General features: G+C 70.5%; 15 protein-coding genes. 14 read left to right on the forward strand and 1 reads right to left on the reverse strand.

The window, feature by feature from the left end:
- Positions 1-156 precede the first annotated feature (156 nt).
- Complete coding sequence (locus tag ABZV34_RS28675; protein ID WP_356282659.1) at positions 157-903, reverse strand: site-specific DNA-methyltransferase; 747 nt, start codon at positions 901-903, stop codon at positions 157-159.
- Positions 904-1,479: 576 nt separating this feature from the next.
- Here ABZV34_RS28675 and ABZV34_RS28680 point away from each other — a divergent pair.
- The 14 genes from ABZV34_RS28680 (at position 1,480) to ABZV34_RS28745 (ending at position 14,014) form a co-directional block, all read left to right on the forward strand.
- Positions 1,480-2,625 (forward strand): C40 family peptidase, encoded by a 1,146-nt coding sequence (locus ABZV34_RS28680; RefSeq protein ID WP_356282662.1) that lies wholly within the window; start codon positions 1,480-1,482, stop codon positions 2,623-2,625.
- Positions 2,626-2,713: 88 nt separating this feature from the next.
- A complete protein-coding gene (locus ABZV34_RS28685) occupies positions 2,714-3,022 on the forward strand; it encodes a DUF6112 family protein (RefSeq protein ID WP_356282665.1) in 309 nt (102 codons plus the stop codon).
- Positions 3,022-3,711 carry a hypothetical protein gene (locus ABZV34_RS28690; protein ID WP_356282668.1) on the forward strand — a complete coding sequence of 230 codons (690 nt, stop codon included), beginning with the start codon at positions 3,022-3,024 and terminating at the stop codon, positions 3,709-3,711. Before ABZV34_RS28685 ends, ABZV34_RS28690 begins: the two co-directional genes overlap by 1 nt.
- A gap of 27 nt (positions 3,712-3,738) precedes the next feature.
- Positions 3,739-5,133, forward strand: coding sequence for an ATP-binding protein (locus tag ABZV34_RS28695; RefSeq protein WP_356282671.1), 1,395 nt, complete (start codon positions 3,739-3,741; stop codon positions 5,131-5,133).
- A gap of 143 nt (positions 5,134-5,276) precedes the next feature.
- A complete protein-coding gene (locus tag ABZV34_RS28700; RefSeq protein WP_356282674.1) occupies positions 5,277-6,749 on the forward strand; it encodes an SCO6880 family protein in 1,473 nt (490 codons plus the stop codon).
- Between the two features lie 34 nt (positions 6,750-6,783).
- Entirely contained in the window at positions 6,784-7,236 is a 453-nt protein-coding gene (locus tag ABZV34_RS28705) for a DUF6238 family protein (protein WP_356282677.1), read from the forward strand.
- 27 nt (positions 7,237-7,263) lie between these two features.
- Complete coding sequence (locus ABZV34_RS28710) at positions 7,264-8,769, forward strand: ATP-binding protein (RefSeq protein ID WP_356282680.1); 1,506 nt, start codon at positions 7,264-7,266, stop codon at positions 8,767-8,769.
- Positions 8,770-8,889: 120 nt separating this feature from the next.
- Positions 8,890-9,273, forward strand: a complete 384-nt coding sequence (locus ABZV34_RS28715; protein ID WP_356282683.1) for a hypothetical protein — start codon at positions 8,890-8,892, stop codon at positions 9,271-9,273.
- A gap of 27 nt (positions 9,274-9,300) precedes the next feature.
- Positions 9,301-9,996 carry a hypothetical protein gene (locus ABZV34_RS28720; RefSeq protein ID WP_356282686.1) on the forward strand — a complete coding sequence of 232 codons (696 nt, stop codon included), beginning with the start codon at positions 9,301-9,303 and terminating at the stop codon, positions 9,994-9,996.
- A gap of 145 nt (positions 9,997-10,141) precedes the next feature.
- Positions 10,142-11,287 (forward strand): hypothetical protein, encoded by a 1,146-nt coding sequence (locus tag ABZV34_RS28725; protein WP_356282689.1) that lies wholly within the window; start codon positions 10,142-10,144, stop codon positions 11,285-11,287.
- Between the two features lie 97 nt (positions 11,288-11,384).
- Positions 11,385-12,155, forward strand: coding sequence for a hypothetical protein (locus ABZV34_RS28730; protein WP_356282692.1), 771 nt, complete (start codon positions 11,385-11,387; stop codon positions 12,153-12,155).
- 26 nt (positions 12,156-12,181) lie between these two features.
- The gene (locus tag ABZV34_RS28735; RefSeq protein WP_356282695.1) at positions 12,182-12,529 is read left to right on the forward strand and encodes a hypothetical protein; all 348 of its coding nucleotides are present in this window, start codon (positions 12,182-12,184) and stop codon (positions 12,527-12,529) included.
- A gap of 50 nt (positions 12,530-12,579) precedes the next feature.
- Positions 12,580-12,798, forward strand: a complete 219-nt coding sequence (locus ABZV34_RS28740) for a hypothetical protein (protein ID WP_356282698.1) — start codon at positions 12,580-12,582, stop codon at positions 12,796-12,798.
- Positions 12,791-14,014 carry a helix-turn-helix transcriptional regulator gene (locus ABZV34_RS28745; protein WP_356282700.1) on the forward strand — a complete coding sequence of 408 codons (1,224 nt, stop codon included), beginning with the start codon at positions 12,791-12,793 and terminating at the stop codon, positions 14,012-14,014. The genes ABZV34_RS28740 and ABZV34_RS28745 overlap by 8 nt, the downstream gene beginning before the upstream one ends.
- Positions 14,015-14,035: the final 21 nt, after the last annotated feature.

The raw sequence follows: 14,035 nt of genomic DNA on the forward strand, positions 1-14,035 counted from the left end.
GCCCCTGTGTGACCCAACCCTACGAATGGCTCGATCAGCCCGATCAAGAAGGTAGTGCGGCCCGACGAAACGAGAAGGGCGGCTGGCGTATCGTCGATGCTTCAGCCGCCCTTCGGCGTCTGCGGCCCGCCGGCCCCTGGCTCTTCGCTCTCATGATCACGCTCCCGGTCCGGCCAAGTCGAAGTCGCCCTTCGTCAGTTCGGCGCGCAGCCGCTGCTCGGCGACGTCGGCGTAGTGCGCGGACAGCTCGACGCCCACGAAGCGGCGTCCCTCGCGCAGGGCCGCGACCCCCGTGGAGCCGCTGCCGGTAAACGGGTCGAGCACGGTGCCGCCCTCGGGGCAGACCTGGACGAGCTGCTGCATGACCTCGACCGGCTTCTGGGTAATGTGGACCCGGCCCTTACGGGGCTGGGAGGCGATGTAGTGACCCGGCAGGTAGAGGTCGCGGGCGTTGTCGAGAGAGCCCTTGACGCCCCAGATGATGAACTCCGAGTCCTGCTTCGGCCCGCCCTTGCGGGGCCGGCTGGCGGGCTTGATCCAGGGGATCGTGCCGCTCCAGGTCCAGCCCGCCATCTGCAGGGCGTCGCTGGTGGTCGGCTCCTGGCGCCAGTCGGAGAACACCATGGCGACGGAGTGCTCGGTCGCGGCCCGGTACGCCTCGGTGAGCAGCGCGGTCAGCCAGCTTCGATAGCTTCGCTGGTCGCGGTTCTCTCCGGGGAAGTTCTGCAGGTCGTGCGCCGATCCGGCCGTGACGTACTTGGCGCGGGCGGTGCGGCCGGTGCGGTCCGAGCTGGTGCGTCCGCCGGAGTTGTACGGGGGGTCGGTGATGACGGCGTTGACGCTCTCGTCCGGGAGGGTCTTCAGCACGGTGAGGGCGTCGCCTCGGTGCAGCGTGTAGCTCATGTGCGGGGCCTCTTTCAGGACACGACGGGGCTGGGCCAGCTTCGGACGGCGGCCAACAGCGGCCGTTCGGAGTGGGGTTGCGCCGGAGGTTAGCCGCGATTTCCGGCCGCACCTAGCGAGCCTGCGCCGTGCTTCGGGCCCGGGTTCGGCAGTCGTTTGGTGCGGCCGGAATCCCGGTCTACTGTCTCGCCGTGTCACCGAGGCGGAGCCCGTCTCCACCCCAGCTGGCCTGTGCTGATCCGTGTTGCCGCGTCCAAAAGCGCGACCCGGAAGGCACGTTGCCCCCGTTCTCGAAGCCGTGAGGAGACCCGGTGCACCGCCTGAGATTACGAGCGCGGCCGACTGCCGCGCATGACCTGAGACCGGCGTCCGGGAGCTACCAACTCCCCTGACACGGGCCCGCCCTGAGAGGCGGATTCACATCGGCGCGGTGCCGACGGCTTTGCACGAGAAGTCGGCACCGCGCCTCCTACGAACCCGAGGAGCCGCTGCGATGCAGCACGCCCTGATACGCCCACGCCCTGACCCAACCCCGTTGCCCGGCCGGGCTGTCCGCCCCGGCGAACAGCGGCGGCGATGAAGAAGACCACCGGAGCCGTCGTCGGTCTCTTCGCCTCCGGTCCGCTGCTGCTGGCCGTTCCGATCCTCGCCATCGGGGCCGGGAGTGCCTCGGCCTCCTGCTCGACCGGCGGTACACAGGCTGTGGATACCTCAGCCGTTGCCGCTCAGGTGAAGGCGATCCTGGACGGCGGCGGCAAGGGGACGGTCTCCGTGCCGGGCCTGGACGACCCGGCCGAGCAGGTGCCCAACGCCAAGACCATCCAGGCCACCGGTGTCGCGATGAACATCCCGGTCCGGGGGCAGATCGTGGCCCTGGCGACAGCCCTGCAGGAGAGCGGCCTGCGAAACCTGAATTACGGCGACCGCGACAGCCTTGGGTTGTTCCAGCAGCGACCGTCGCAGGGATGGGGCACCGCGAACGAGATCCTCGACCCGGTGCACGCCTCGACGAGGTTCTACGAGGCGCTGGAGAAGGTCTCGGGCTGGCAGTCCCTGTCCGTCACCCAGGCCGCCCAGGCGGTGCAGAAGTCCGGCTTCCCCGAGGCTTACGCGAAGTGGGAGCCTTTGGCCACCGCCTTGCAGCAGGCGATCGAGCCGTTGCTGTCGAAGGCCGGGGGCACGTCGCCGAGCCCATCGGCGTCCGGCTCGGCCAGCACGGGCAGTTCTCCGACGAGTACCGCGGGCGGCTGTACGAGCGGCGGGGACGGAACCGACCTCGGAACCATCCCGCCCGGCGCATTGCCGGCCGGATACAAGATCCCGGCAGACGCTCCGCCCAAGGTCCAGACGGCAATCCGCTGGGCGCTCGGCCAGCTCGACACCCCGTACCAGTGGGGCGGGAGCTGTACCGACTCCCACGGGCCCGACCCCATGGGCCGCTGCGACTGCTCCTCGTTGATGCAGCAGTCGTACAAGGCAGCCGGGGTCACCCTCACGCGGACGACGTACACGCAGGTCAAGGAGGGCAAGCCGGTATCGGTTGACGCTCTCCAGCCTGGTGACCTCGTCTTCACCGACGGGACTGCCGAAGTCCCGGAACACGTCGGGATGGTCGTCGGCCAGGGCTTGATCGTGCACGCCCCGCACACCGGCGACGTGGTCCGCCTCGCGACCCTCGCGTCCTGGAAGCCGCAGATTCTCGCGGCCCGCCGAGTCGTCTGACCGGCGCTTCTCTCCCTCCCCCTTCCTGCACTGCCGCTTCGCCCCCTCGGGCTTTGGCATGCATTGAATCGAACTGGAGTTCACAAAAATGTACCTCGCCGACAAGGTCGTCCAGCTTGCCTACGACCCCGGAATCAAACCGAACGAGGGCGGGCTGCCGGGTCTCTCGGTTCTCAAGCAGGTGATGGGCTCGATCAACCTCTTCGGGATCATCGCCGTGGTCGGCGCGCTCGCCGTCAGCGCCGGCGTGTGGGCCTGGGGTCACCACTCCGGCGGTCACCAGGCCGAGGCCAGCGGCAAGAAGGGCGTGCTGGTCAGCGCCAGCGCGGCCCTCCTGCTGGGTGCCGCGAATGGTGTGGTGGCGTTCTTCAGCACGCTGGGGACGCAGGTCCACTGATGTCTCCTCGCTCCACGAACCCCGGCGGCGCATCGCGCGTGCGCCGCCGGGCGCTGCTCGGCACCGCTGTCCTGGTGGTGCTCGTCGCCCTCGCCGGCCTGGCCGCCTACCTCACCCGCGACGGCAGGACCCCCTCCAAGGCTCCTGCACCGCAGGCGAGTTCGGCTTCCCCCTCCTCCCCGACCGCTTCCGCTTCCGCCTCATCACCACCGCACGGGAGCCACAGCGCCCTGCCCGTTCCCCCGTCCACGCACGACCCGATCACCTTCGGGAAGGCGGCAGCCGCAGCGCTGTGGTCCTACGACACCCGCGCCTACTCCCAGCATGAGCTGCTGGCCGCCCTGCACAAGTGGCTGACCAGCAAGACCAAGTACGCCGACGCCGCCTCGGTCGACGCACTCGTCCCCTCGCCCGTGCTGTGGAAGGAAATGGCCGCCAACGGCCAGTTCGCCACCGCCACGGTGAACGAAGCCCACTTCCCCGACTCGTTCACCCAGGCCCTGCAGGCGGACCCCGGGGCGATCACTACCGCGTACGTCTACGCCGTGACGGTCTCCGGCAAACAGTCGATCGCCTGGAAAGGCTCGCCGCACGGCGGCGCCGAGAACCGCGTCACCACCCTCGCGGTCCAGTGCCGCCCCTCCCAGCCCTGCGCCCTGGCCGGCGTCCTGCCGGCCGTCGCGCCCTGACCCACACCCCAGAAAGGAGGTACCGCCATGGGAGTCTGCGACCTTCCGCTGATGGGCACTGTCTGCGACACCGTCGACTTCGCCACCAACCCCGCCGGGACCGTCACCGACGGCATCGGGGCGTGGATCGCGAAGTCAGCGGGTGAGCTGGCCGCCAGCGCAGCTGATCTCGCCGCCAAGGCCGTCAACGAAACCACCGCCATCGATCTCAACGCCGGTTGGTTCCGGGACAACTACGAGCTGCTGTTGCCCATCGGACTCGCCTTGACCGTCGGCACGTTCTGCATCCAGTTGATGTTCGCGGCCTGGCGACGGGACGAACGCGCCCTCGCCCAAGCCGCGATCGGCACCATGACCGGCGTCCTCTTCTCCTTCTGCGCCGTCGCCTTCACCTCCGTCGCCATCACCGTGGTCGACGCTCTGTCCGACGGCCTGTTCCAAGCAGCCAACAGCTCAGTGGACGACGCGATCCGCCGCGTCATCAAGGTCAACAACCTGGGGGCGATGTACGGCCTCGGCTGGACAGTCCCAGCCCTGGTCGCCTTCGGCTGCGCGATCGGCGCGTTCATGTACTGGGGCGTGATGGTCGCCCGCAAGGTCGGCGTCCTGATCATGGTCGCTCTCGCGGTCTTCGCCGGATCCGGCGGCGGCTGGGAGGTCGCCAAACGCTGGCGGCGGGGCTGGATCGAGGCCACCGCCACGCTCGTCGTGTCGAAACTGCTGATGACCGTGGTCTTCCTGATCGGCGTCTCGGCGATGGGCAAGTCGGATGCCAAGGATGGACTGGCCGCCCTGTCCGACGCGATGGCCGGCATCGTCGTGATGGTCCTGGTCCTGCTCTGCCCTTACGCCACCTACAAGTTCGTCCACTGGGCGAGTGACGGCGGCGGCCACGACGACCTGCACCGTACCGGCGTCGCCGGCATGGCGGTCGCTGCGGGGGCCGCGAAGACTGCGGGCAGCCTCGCGATGCAGGCCAGCACCGGCACTCCTGCTCCGCAGGGGCCGAGCGGGGTCCCCGGCGCGGGCAGCGACGGTGTCGCCTCCGGCATCAACCCCACCGGCGGCAACCTGAGCAAGGAGGGCATCGACGCCGGACCCCCGAAGCCTCAGACCCGCTTCCGGTACGGCGAGGACCCGAACGCCTCCGGTGACAAGGGCCACGCCCTGATCCAGCGCCCCGGCATCCCCGCGCTGATCACACGGCCTGCCGACACCGAAGCAGGGGGCTCCGAGGGCGGTTCTCCCTCCGCGGCCCAGCGCGCCGGCGCTTCGGCTCCAGGTGGCAGCTTGACCCGCGCAGGTGCCGTGTCGCCCAGCGGTCCCGCCGTACCGCCGCCGCCCTCCACCGGCCCGTCGGCGACCGGCTCCCCGACTCCGACGAGTTGGGTCCACCCCAACCAGCCGCCGTCCGGGTCCTGACCCACCCACCACCCCGGGGGCGGGCTGCATCCCGCCAGCCCGCCCCGTTCCCCCGACCACCCGAAACGGAGTCCCGCCATGACCTCCAGAAGAGCGTCGCGTCTTCCGCCTCTTCCCGCCCGCTCCCACTGTCTGGAACCGCCATGTCTGACAACCCCCAGGCCGCAGCCGCCACAGCCACCGTGAAGTTCCCGCACCGCAGCAGGCGCGGCATCCTGCTCGGCCTGACCGCCCCGCAACTGATCGTCGTGAGCCTCACTGGCCTGCTCCTGCTCGCCGTGATCCTCGCCCGCGGCGTGGTCGGCGCTCTCGAACTCATCCCGCTGTGGGCCGCCATCGCGGCGCTCGTCTTCGTCCGCCACCGAGGCCGGGCCCTGGCCGACTGGGCTCCGATCGTCACCCGGTACGTGCTCCGCCGGATGCGGGGCCAGCTGATCTGGCTCGCCCGGCCCTCCCGCCGCCCGGTCCGCGAAGGACTCCTCCACCTGCCCGGTACCGCAGCCAGCCTGCGCGTGGTCACCGCACCCGACCGCCGGTACGGCGCCGTCCACAACCCCCACACCGGCACGCTGACCGCCGTCGCCAAGGTGTCCTCCCGCGCATACGCGCTGCTCGACCCGGGCACCCAGAACGCCAACGTCAACGGCTGGGGGCGTGCCCTCGCCGCACTGGCCCGCACCGGTCAGGTCGCCCGGATCCAGGTGATCGAGCGCACCGTCCCGGACTCCGGCGACGCCCTGCGCCGGTACTGGGAGGAGCACGGCCAGCCCGACGCCCCGGTAGCCGGCGCGATCTACAGCGAGCTGATCCAGAGCGCGGGCCCGGCGGCGGCGCCGCACGAGGCGTACGTCGCGGTGTCGCTGGACGCCAAGGCCGCGCGACGTCTGATCAACCAGGCCGGAGGCGGCCTGACCGGGTCCTTCAGCGTCCTGGCGCAGCTGACCTCGACCTTCGACCAGGCCGCGCGCACCGCCGGGCTCAACCCCTCCGGCTGGCTCACCGCCCACGAGATCGCGGCAGTCGTGCGAACGGCGTACGACCCCAAGGCCCTTGCCGCACTGGACCGTTGGTCCTCCTCCGGGCGCCCCGAGGCTGACCCGGCCGCTGCCGGCCCCGTCGTGGTCGTCGAGAAGTCGGACCACATCGCGACCGACTCCGCCGTCCACTGCACGTACTGGGTGGAGAACTGGCCCCGCACCGAGACGTCGGCGGGCTTCCTGCACCAGCTCCTGTTTACCGCCGGGGTGCGGCGCACTCTGTCGCTGTCCTACGAGCCGAAGGGGCTGGACGCCGCACTGCGCGATGTCCAGCGCAAGAAGGCTTCGGTCATCGCAGACGCCTCTGAGCGCGCCAGGCGCGGCCAGGTCGACTCCGAAGCGGACTCAATCGAGTACCAGGACATCAAGTCCCGTGAGCGCCAGCTCATCGCGGGCCACGCGGATGTCGCCCTGACCGGCCTACTGACCGTCTCGGCCGACTCCGAGGAGGAGCTGCGGTCCGCGTGCGCGGTCGTGGAGACCGCGGCGGTCGGCGCCCAGCTCGACCTCCGGCCACTCACCTGGCAGCAGGCCGAAGCGTTCACCGCCGCCGCCATGCCGCTGGCCCTCGCCGCCTGATGCCGACCTTCCTCCCTTCCGAAAGAGCACCCCCATGTCCCGCACCGCCAGCCCGACCGCGCAGGACTTCGTGCCCTTCGCCACCGCCGCGCTCGACTTCCACCGTGCGCTCAACGTGCCAGGCGGTCCGCTCGTCACCACCCGCGCCGAGCTGGACGCCCTGCACGCCCACCTCGTCTCGCTGCACGGCCTGCTCGACGCCCACGCCGCCCGCACAGGCCGGCTCGTACCGATCGAGGGCGACCACCTCCGCGCCGCCCGCACCCGAATCTGGCAGGCCGCCGACCACGTCCACGCCGCTTACCACGCGGCACCTCGGACGGGCTCCGGCGAGGTTCCCGACCGTGAGACGTGTCAGGCCGGCCTGCCGGAAGGCTCACCGGAGCTGACCATCTGCCAGCGCCACCAGCGCACCGCGCACCTGGTCCGCCGCCGCACCACCCCGGCCGACCTCCACGCGCCGTTCACCGGCCTCGTCCGCCACTGACCCCACCGCTCGTCTGGAGAACCGTTCATGCCCCGCACCCGCGCCAGCGCCTCCCACCTGTTCGTCCCCCGCAAGGCATCGCGCACCGAGCAGCGAGCCGCCCGCGCCGGTTTCGCCGAGGCCCGCCACCAGGCCCGCCTCGCCGGAGCCCCGCCCAAGCGAAGTGACGAGGAGACCCTCGACCCGAAGCTGCGGCCGACCTATCCCCCGTCCGGACGCCCCGGCTCCTCCTCGGCACGCGGCGGCAAGCTCAGCCTGCCCGCCCACCGGATGACCACCGCCACCGTCAGCGGCGCCTACCCCTTCCTCGCGGAAGGCGGACTGGGCGCGGAGGGCATCTTCATCGGCCGCGATGTCCACGCGGAGGCCGCGTTCTGCGACGACCCGTTCTCGCTGTACAGCAGCGGCCGGATCGAAGGCTTCACCAACCCCAACGCGGTCCTGGCCGGCATCATCGGCATGGGCAAGTCAGCACTGGCCAAGTCCATCGCCACCAGGGCGATTGCCCACAGCTACCGGGTCTACGTGCCCTGCGACCCCAAAGGGGAGTGGACGGCCGTCGCGCAGGCTCTCGGCGGCTACAGCATCGCCCTGGGACCGGGGCTCCCGGGCAGGCTGAACCCGTTGGATGCTCCGGCCCGGCCCGCCTCGGTGAGCGAGGACGACTGGTCGACCGAGGTCCGCAAGCGCCGCCTCCTGCTCCTGGCCGGCCTCGCGCGCACCGTGCTGAAGCGCGATCTCCAGCCGATGGAGCACACAGCCCTCGATCTCGCGCTGGACCTGGTCGTCGCCGAAGCCAAGGCCGGCGGCACCGTGCCCCTGCTCGGCGAAATCGCGCACACCCTCGGCTCGCCCGAACGCCTCGACCGGGCACTCGGCGACCAGGCCGGGCACATGGGGCCCGCCGCGCAGGACCTCGCGCATGCCCTGCGCCGTCTGGTCCACGGCGACTTGAGCGGCATGTTCGACGCGCCCTCGACCGTGGCCTTCGACCCGACCACCCCGATGTTGTCGATCGACCTCTCCCGGCTCGGCGGCTCGGGCGACGACACCGCCCTGGTCCTCGCGATGACCTGCGCGAGCGCCTGGATGGAGTCCGCGCTCGCCGACCCGGACGGCGGCCGACGTTGGGTGATCTACGACGAGGCATGGCGTGTGATGAGGCACGTCGGCCTCCTGGAGCGCATGCAGAGCCAGTGGAAGCTCAGCCGCGGTCTCGGCATCGCGAACCTGATGGTCATCCACCGCCTCAGCGATCTGCTGAGCGCGGGCGACGCCGGCTCGCGCGGCCGGGTACTGGCCGAGGGCCTCCTCGCCGACTGCTCCACCCGCATCATCTACCGCCAGGAGCCCGACCAGCTCGCCGCCGCCGCGTCGCTGCTCGGCCTGACCGGTGTCGAAACCCAGGCCGTGTCCGCCCTGACCAAGGGCCGAGGCCTGTGGAAAGTCGCAGGCCGGAGCTTCATCACCCAGCACATCCTGCATCCGGCCGAGCGCGAGCTGTTCGACACCGACGCCCGCATGTCGGCTTAGCCCAACTTCTCTACCACTTACAGGCGTTGGGTCACGCCATCAACCGTACCTCGACCAGCACACCGGGTCCACGAGGGCGGCCAAGGCCCGGCCGCGAGTCCGGGCGGCGTCTCACCGACCGTGGACTGGAACGACCGCCTCGCCGCAGCCCGAACCGAGGAGTTCACCGACCTGTTCCACGAGGCCGTCACGAAGGACTTCGGCGCGGTGGCCCACCTGCACCAGATGCTCGAAACCGCCTCCGAGTGGTGTCGCGCCCACGGCGCCCGAAGCAGCGCGTCTGAATTGGGCGCCATCGCCTCCCGGCTGACCGACCTCGGCGAGGAGCTGCATCTCGTCACGGAGAACGTCGACCACGAGATCTGCTCCCGGTCGCACCGAGCCGCAGCAGCGGCCCGCCTCTCGCCGGCAGCGTCGGCCCGGGGAACTTCCCCCGGCCAGCAGAGCGACGCTCCGGCTCCCGTCTCACCACCCGCCGCGCGCTCGCTGCCGCGTTCGCGGTGAGGCACCGTACAGGAACGAGGAACAACCATGCCCACCTCTCCCGACTCCCCCACCTCCCCTGACAGCCAGCCGGACACCAGCGAACAGGCGGCATGGCGGGTGCGCGTCCAGGCCCTGGCCTCCGCCGCTGACGGCATCAGGCAGGCGTCGGACCGATGGGATGCCGTCTCGGACTCGCACTGCGCCGAAGACGGCTGGCCCGTCGACGAAACCGGGTACGCCGACGGCAAGGTGGCCCGGGACGCCGCCGCCTGGGAGCACGTCGAGACCTTTCTGGTCCACGGCCCCGAAGTCCTCGCCGGTGTACGGGCAACCGCACAACAGGCCGACTACCTTGACGGCCCGATCAGCACCGACCTGCTGCGTGTGCGGGGGATCGACTCCGTACTGGCGCGGGCGGGCGAGATCCACCGCGAGTGGGATCAGGTCATCGCGCTCATGGAGGGCTCCATGCCCGGGTCGCGGAAACTCTACGAGGAACGAGCCCGCGAGATCCGCAACTCCGAAGGCTGGCACTACGCCGACGAACTCAGCCACAGCGGAGCGGCGTTGGCCAGGGCTGCCGATCACCTGACCGACCGGATCGGCGTCGACCAGCCTGGGCACACCGGGCGTGTCCAGGCAGCCCTGGCCCGATCCGCCTCCGGCCAACGCGGTGCCTCTCCCCCTTCGCCGCCCGTCTCGGCGGCGTCGGATACCCCTGCCGCGCGCCGCTCGCGCTGACGCCTCTAGCACCGACTTCCGGCGAGGCCAAACCGCCCGATCACCGGATCCTCGACGAACCCCACTACCCCTACCAGCCCCCTGCCCGGCTGCGGCGGCTTCCCGCCGTCGACCGCTGGGGACGGCCGGCCACGGAGAAGCCCACATGCGCCCCGATCAGACCCTGGTCACCCTCCAACGCGAGGGCACACGCATCACAGCGCGCACCAGCGAACCCCTCATCAAGGAAGCCGCCGCTGGAACGTCGGAGCGTGAGCACCAGTACAGCCACTTGACCACGCCACTTCGGCAGCGCGGCCTGGCCTGCACCGTCGAGTACGGCCTCGGTGACTACATCGTCCACGCCGAACTCCCCGACGGCAGCGCCCTGATCATCTCTCCGCCCCAGGAACCGCCCACCGGCCACCCGCCCGGGTATCCGGAGAGCTGGCTGGTGACGCGCGGGCATCCCGACGACTCAACGCTCCACGAAGTGATTTACGACTCCGAGCCCGACGGCCCTCACGCCCGGTACGGCGGCAGCGTCCCCTGCCTGCTCGCCGCCATCGACGCGCGCCTGGACCAACTCGGCCTACCGCCCCGACCGGTATCGCGGCGACTCACCCAGGAGAGCGCTGCCGACGCGGTGCTCCACCGCGCGGGCTTCATCCCCGTCGTGCTGTTCCGCGAGCGCTTCCACCGACTGCCCTCCGCCATGACCGAACTGGTCAAGCAGCGACAGATGGTGACCCGGGCCTTCGACATGCTTCAGGCCGAGGGCTTCGACGTCTCGTGCGATCCCGACCTGCTCGACCCCAGTCTGCCGCCCCCTGGCGATCACGAGCGCAGCGTCGGCGACCGGCTCGGCCACTTGACCCAGTCCATCCAGTCGGCGGCACATACGAGCGAGGCAGTCGCCGCACTGAGCGAGCTGGCCGCGCCCGGTGACGGCGTTCTCCAACGCGTCGTCGAGTCCCTCAACACGACGGCCGACTGGTGGGAGGGCCTGGGCGAACCCGCCGATCCCCACTACGCGAACCGGCTGCGGTACATCGCCAAGAAGCTCGACTCCTACGCGCTCGAAATTCGGTCCATGCGCGGCGAGCTGGCCGACCGGCACACCCACCACCCCGACAGGGTCCAGGCCCGGGTGAACCGAGTGGCCCCGGAGGAACCGGTGGCACCCCGAGTCGCCGCCGCTCTCGCGGTCTCGCCGACCGCACGGCGCACGACCCCAGCCGCGCTGCCGTCAGCTTCAGCGCTAGGTCCCTCCCTGCCTCCCGCCCGCCCCTCGTCCGCACCCGGTCTCTGACCGCCGCTCAGCTTGGAGCCCGTCATGTCCCGCACCAGCAGAACCATCCCCGCCCTCGACCGCCCCTCTCCCCCTGCGCCCACCGGATGGATCCGCCATGCCCACCCCCGAGCACGACCCGCTTCCCGACCTCGCGGTCGGCCGCCACCCCGACTTCGGCATCGTCGCCTCTAACCCCAAGCAACTGGCCGCAAGTGCCTGGATGTTGAGGGGATTCGACTTCCACCCCGTCCCCGACCACCCCAACCTGTACGCGCTGGCCAACCAGCAGCGTGATGGGCAGGGCCGCGCCACACGGGCCGTCGCGCTGCTGCGCAAGGCCGGATACCGGGTTGATGTGGACGCCGCGCTCGGCCCCTCGCCGGCCTCCGGACCAGCGCCCGCCCGCGACCGGCCCCCGCGCGTTGAGCCGGACGTCGCGTTCGCCGAGCATCCGCAGCTCGGCGTGGTCGCCGCCACCGCCGACGGTTCCTCCGCTCTCGGCGGCCGACTCATCCTGGAAGAGCACGGCTGGCGGCATAACCCGAGCCTGGACATCTACACGCTGCCCATCACAACCGACCGCAGCGAGGCGCTCGACAAGGTCGCCGCCGCCACGCTGGCGATGCACCGGGCCGACCTCCAGGTCGCCGTGCAGCCCCTCCTCGCCCAGGACGTAGCCGCGCACCGCTCACCCACGCCTACGACGGCAGCACGCCACGAGCACAGCCAGGACTTCACCACTCACAAGTTCCCCATCAGCGCCGCCGCGCTCGCCGCCAGTCCGGCCCTCGCCGGCCTGCCGAGTAAGGCGCCGGTTGCCGCGCCCACCGCTGGCGCGGCGGCCCGCCCGGTGGACCCGCGCATCGCGTTCTCCCGCAACCGCTGACCCAACTTTCGTAAGGAGCAGTTCCCATGGCCGTGAAGACCATTTGGCAGATCACCCATTCCTGTGGGCACCAGGCCGCGCGAGACCTGTCCGACCGGGCAGCCGACCGTCGCGCGGGCTTCGCCGAGTGGCTCGCCAAGCAGGAGTGCACCGCCTGCTGGCGGGCCGCGAAGGGCGGCGACGAGGAGGACAAGGCCGCCTGGCTGGAGGCCAAGCGCGCCGAAGAGCAGGCCGAGTCCGATGCCTGGTCGGAGCAGTACCGGAACACCGTCGTCCTGCCGTACCTAGCCCCTGCGGCTCAGGCGGTCCGAGACGCTGAGTGTGTCGCCGTTGCAGTTGATGTCGCCATAGTGCGGACACCGAACACTAAGTGACGCTATGTTGCACACGCGCAGGCACCATCAGCGACGAAAGGTCCACTGCCATGTCTCGCCTGAACCTCGCCCACCTGGCCCTCGCTGCCGCCCAGAACATCCAGGTCGCCGACGAAGTCCGTAGCGACCCGGCCGTTGTCAAGGCGGCCAAGCAGTTCGCGGAAGACGGCGCCCAGGTCCTCCGCTCTGGTGATGCGCTAGTACGTGAGGTTCAGTCCTCCTGGCGTCGCCACAGCCCGCTGACCGAGGGAACCGGAACCGGTGAATGATTTCAGCGCAGAGGCGATGGGCATCGTGATCCGCGAGCACCGCCAGGCCCAGAGACCCTCGATGACCCAGGAAGAGCTGGCTGAGCGGGCCGATTACGGGAAGGGCGGCGCGGTCTCGATCTCCCGGATCGAGCACGGGCTCGTAAGCCCCGGAGAGCACCGTCTGGCCGCCATCGCCCTGGCGCTCCAACTGACACCCGGGCAACTCAAGCAGGAGGCGGAGGACCGAACCAGGTCACTCGCCCGTCAGCGGGACCAGCGGCCGGTGAAGCTGCGGGACCAAGTCGCGGAGACGAAGAGACGTCACGCGGAGATCAACGAGAAGGCGGCCCATCGGTCGAAGATCACCCAAGAACACGGGGAAGCCTTCAACCGTGTCCATGATGACGTCCGCGACGAGTTCTTCCTGAGGTTCGTGGACCTGGCCAAGAGCATCAGCGGGGCGCCCGAGCCGGAGAGGCCGAGTGAGGAGGAGATCGAGAGCACGGCCGAGATCCCCACCGCAATACGTATCGAGGCCATGTCCGCCGGGATCGCCAACGCGATCCGTGGTGCCGCCGTTGTAGGTGCGGCCGGGGCGGCAGCCGGCGGCGCCGCGGCCTACGGAGCCTTCACCGCCGCCGCGTTGTTCGGGACCGCCTCCACCGGAGCGGCTATCTCGACGCTGTACGGGGTTGCCGCGACCAACGCGACTCTGGCCGTCCTGGGAGGAGGCACGCTGGCCGCGGGCGGTGCGGGCATGGCGGGTGGAGTTCTCCTGCTCACCGGCATGGTCGCCGCCCCGGCGGCAGCGCTGGCGGCTGCTGGCTTCTACGTCTTGAGGCAGCGTCGGAACAAGAAGGAGGAGGAGCGTCTCCGAACCGAGGTCAAGGCTGCGGAGGCGGCTCTGGACCAGTCGCAGCAAGGCTTCGACGCGATGGTCGACGTACTTCATCGCGCCACGGCCATCATGGAATACGTCAGAGTCCACGGCACCCACGCCCTTGAGAAGTGGAGGGTAAGTCTGCCGCCGGAGCCCCGGGACTGGGAATCGCTCGGGCACGAGGGGCAGGAGCGGTACAAGGAGTTCCTCACCGTGGCGGGATGCTTCCTCGCCGTGGACGTCATCAACGTCCCCGCTCTCCTCACGGCAGAGCCCGACGCTTTGCGCGAGATGGACAAGGCCATCGACGAGACGCTGCGGTACGCGGACAAGACCATCAAGTCGATCGTCTGAGTCCCGAAGTCGTTGGCACGC

The sequence above is a fragment of the Streptomyces sp. NPDC005195 genome (assembly GCF_040608315.1).
Taxonomy (GTDB): Bacteria; Actinomycetota; Actinomycetes; order Streptomycetales; family Streptomycetaceae; genus Streptomyces; species Streptomyces kaempferi.